Consider the following 4,044-nt stretch of genomic DNA (forward strand, 5'->3'; position numbering starts at 1 on the left):
CAGGGCAGAGAGTCGGTCGGGGTCGTCGGTTTTCAGGATCGCCTGCACGAACTTGTCGGCCACCGCCGCGGCCTGCGGCGCATTTACCTTGCCCGCCACCGCGGCGAGGCCCTCGCCCAAAACGGAGAGCTCATGGCTGTCCGTGGTCGTGGCGACGACGGACAGAAGTTGATTCAGGTCGATGTCCGCTTCAACGGCCAGCAGTGCCAAGATGCGCGCTCTGTCGAGAACCGGATCGGGCTTGTCGAGTTTCGGGGTGAAGGTTCGGATTATCCACGCACGAATCTGCGGGTCGAGGCCTGCTGCGGCAGCAACCAGGTCAGCCGAGGCACGGACGAAGCTGCCCGCCAGCTCGCGATTCTTGCGTATTGCTTCCAGAAAGGCCTTCCTATGCCCTTCGTCGGCAGCCGCCAGAACGAGCAGGTCGGTGAACTGTGCGCTGGACATCTTCCTATCGAGAAGTCTCAAGGGGTGCCAGAGGAACTGGGCTTCGAGATTGACCCGTTGTGACTCCGCCTCTCGCCACGCCCAGAGGAAGCCGCCGGCTGCGAGAGCGACTACCAGCAACAGTGCCGCCAGCACGTAGGAGAACTTGCGCAGGGCGCGGGCGCCCGATTCGGCCTGTTCTTTGGCGGTTCTTTCCGCAGCAGCCGTCTTGCGCTGCAACTCGGCTTCCGCCTCCAAACGACGGACCCGCGCCTCCTCTGCCTCGCGGGCAAGCCGGATTCGCTCTTCCTCGGCGGCGAGCTTCGCCCGCGTCTGTTCCTGGAGAAGCCTTTCGCTCTCGGCCAGATACGCCTGCACCGCGGCGAGCGGCGCTGCCAGATAGCGCCTTGCCCAGCGATCCGGGTCTGGCTGACCGCTCAGGCGTTCTCGCCAGCGCGATGCCCGCACGCAGTCGGTTTCGTCGAGTGGGCCGCCGGTCTTTTCCTCCCACCGGCGCCGGCGCTGCTCGAATTCCTGCAATTCGGCTGCGTCGGTCTCTTCGTCGGCCAACCACGCTTGCAAACGATGCCACTGGCGGATCAGACTTTCATGGCCGATGTCGATCGGCGTATCCGGAAGCAAGGGGGCTGGCGCGATCGGGGTGAGAAAACCCACGCCTTCTGCCCGGTAAGCTTCGAGAACTTCCCGCATCTGCGGCTCTGCGGCCGCCCCCACCAGATTCCTGAGTTCGGACCAGGTCTGCGGGCGGCGGACGTCACGACCGTCGCGGCGCTCACTGAGCGCGATGAAGAGGGCACGTGCGATCGCCTGCGCTGGCGCCGACAAGCGACGATGGATTTCCTCGGCATGGGTGTCCAGCGCATTGCCTTCGGGCGCGTTGTCGGCTTCAAGACCGCCTGCCGCCAGGGTACGCGCCGAGACCGCCTTGAAATCGTCGAAAACCAGGTCCGAGCGGCCATGGTCCCTGGCCTGGTGCCACATGCGCAGCAACTTGTGCTGCAGGACCGGCAGTTCATCGTCCCTGGTCAGATTGTTCACCAGCAGCGTAGTCAGAACCGGGTCGATGCTGCCACCGACCAGCGCCAGAGGGGCAACGATGACCGTCTCGAGTTGCTCGCGGTTGAGCCGCGGGGTTAGGTAGAGGCCGCTGTTGATCGCCTCTGGCAGGCCATGGAAAGCGGCCGCGTTGCCCAGGAAGTCGGCGCGCATGGTCAGCAGCACCTGCACCGGCAGCCCGGGTTCGGCCGCAGCGCGCAGCAGCAATTTGACGAAGGCCTCGGCTTCGTCGATGTCACGCTGGCGGAAGCGAAAAATCTCCTCGAACTGATCGACCACCAGGATCACCGCCTCGCTGGCAAACTCCGGTTGCAGCGACCGGAACAAATCGGTGAAGGCCGCCGGACCGCTACGCAGGCTGGCGGCGAGGTACTGCGGTGCAGTGCCTGCATCCAGGCTGCCACGCCAGCGGGCATCGCGGGTCAATGCCGTGGCCAGGTTGGCCATCGGCGAGTCGCCGGGCTTGAGCGTGTACACGTTCCAGCGGTGGCCGAAATCCGTCAGATCACCACGGTGCAGGGCGGGGATGAGTCCGGCCCGCACCAGCGACGACTTGCCCGAACCCGAGGCACCGATTACTGTGGTGAAGCGGCTGCTCGCCAGTTTGTGCAGCAGGTCGCCGACATGCGCCTCGCGCCCAAAGAAGAGCAGTGCATCGTCCGCTTCGAAGGCGCGCAGGCCTACGTAAGGGGCGGGCAGCGCGAGGGTGATGCGTTTCATGAGGGAGGGACGCCCTGGATGAAACTGACCAGCGCTGGCTCGTCGATCCCTGCGAAACCAGGAATGGCGAAAAGATCCTTTGAGTCGATGCCCAACTCGGCATAAAGGTCGTTGCGCGCCGGTTGGGCGCCGAGCCACACGCCCCAGCGCGCCACGTTCAACTGCCTCTCGGCGATCAGGTTCAGACAACGCATCAAGCGAAAGCTGATCGTCAAGCGGTCCCGTGCTTCGCGATAAATGGTAATGCCGCCGCCGCAGATGCGCAGCAATTCGGCCAGTGCTGCCGGGTCGTTGGCCTGGCCATTGACCGGGCTGCGTACCTCGCAGCCGTGGCGACTCAGGATTTCTCGAATTCCCTCGCGGAGGTCGGCATCAGGCGATGGGTCGTCGAGAAAGATTCGGCGCGTGGTCGGCCGTGTCGGCCGTGTCGGCGGCGACGGGCGGATCAGTTTGCCATGGCGGAGAACCAGCTCTTCCTTGAAGCGCTCGAGGTTGACGACATGCAACTCGGGCGATCGGAACAGCTCAGCGTGGTCGGCATCGAGAATGCTGGCGACGTCGAGCGCAGGGTCGTGCCATTGCATGATCGCTATTCCGGAGTGGCGGGCCATCTGCAATTGCAACTGCGGCAGAGGCAGTTCTCCTCCGGGCGGTTTGCGGCCTGGCGTAGCAGACAGCAACTGCACGAACAGCACCGATTGCGCGAGCGCGGCACCCAGACCGGAAGCGAGTTCCTCGGCGGTAAGTCCGTAGAAGTCGCCCTCTGGCACGACCGGGATGCATTCTCTTCTAAGGGCGGCGACGACTTCGCTGCGCTTGCTCTCCAGATCGTCGGTCACGTCGGCAAGCAAGACGGCACCGGCTATCGGCGCGGGCACGGACGCCGCGGTAGGCGGCGTTTCAGGCATTCCCGCCGGTCTTGCCGGCGGCTCGCCCGATTTCATCTTTATTTCCAGCAGGCGGTGGTCAATCGCCTGCACCAGGGCTTCCACTTCGCGCCAGTAATGGGTTCCGTGGTCTTCATCGGTCCCGGGACTTGGCGAACCCGCGAGGCGATGAACGCCATTGGCAGCACCGCCTGACCAGTACCAGAGCTTGCAATGCAGCAGTTGCGAACGGATTCTCTCCACGACAGCAGGAACCCGATCGATTCGCTCAAACGGCAGAAGTTCGACGACGAAGACGTGGCGCGGCTTTTGCGGATCATCCGAGCGAGCCTGGATGAAGTGTTCGAGCTCGGTGCCGCACCATTCCGATGCCAGATAATTGCGCGACAGAAGCAGCAGCAGGACGGCACTGCGGGCCACCTTTTCCTTCAAGGCATCGTCGAAGGCGTCGCCCGGCTTCAGTTGGTTGTCGATGAAGACGCGCTTGCGCAGCGCGCTCTGGACCGAATTGAGATTCTGCGCCAGCCTGGTGACCCAGCCCCGACCGCTTGCCCCCGCGGGAACCAGATTGTCATCGTGGGCGTAACTGACGAAAACGTCATAATCAAAACCGGTGACCAGGGCCTTGCTGACATTGAGTGGGTCGTGTTGATGCATGGCAATGAGTATAGCCTCATGCGCAGCATGCACGGAAAAATCGCCGCGCTTCGATACTAGTAGAGTCGAGATGTGGCGCGGTGGCGTTAGGTGCGGCTTGTCTGTGACCGTCTCTTTCGTCTGACGGTGCCGAAGTAGCCGATCCATGACCCCGTTTCCACAGCCCGCTCATCGAACCGGACAGGCGCTTTTCGCCCATCCGGCTCTCGGACAAGACGTCACGCTTTCGCCCACGGAAGGTCACGCGCGGCTTCGGGGTCAGCGGGCTTCGGGGTCA

General features: G+C 63.8%; 1 protein-coding gene and 1 pseudogene. Both read right to left on the bottom strand.

Annotated features, from left to right (window positions below; genetic code table 11):
- Positions 1-2,223, bottom strand: a pseudogene (locus NFV80_RS16195) (hypothetical protein); the annotation flags it as partial.
- On the bottom strand, positions 2,220-3,767 hold the full coding sequence (locus tag NFV80_RS16200; protein ID WP_295331292.1) for a toll/interleukin-1 receptor domain-containing protein: 1,548 nt from the start codon (positions 3,765-3,767) through the stop codon (positions 2,220-2,222). The gene NFV80_RS16200 and the pseudogene NFV80_RS16195, both read right to left, overlap by 4 nt.
- Positions 3,768-4,044: the final 277 nt, after the last annotated feature.

Origin of the sequence: Accumulibacter sp., from assembly GCF_023806565.1 — a bacterium.
In the GTDB taxonomy this organism is placed as follows: domain Bacteria; phylum Pseudomonadota; class Gammaproteobacteria; order Burkholderiales; family Rhodocyclaceae; genus Accumulibacter.

What these genes read in the sequence shown, in the direction of transcription:
- NFV80_RS16200 (WP_295331292.1), bottom strand. Translation starts at nt 3,767, where the DNA reads ATGCATCAACACGACCCACTCAATGTCAGCAAGGCCCTGGTCACCGGT.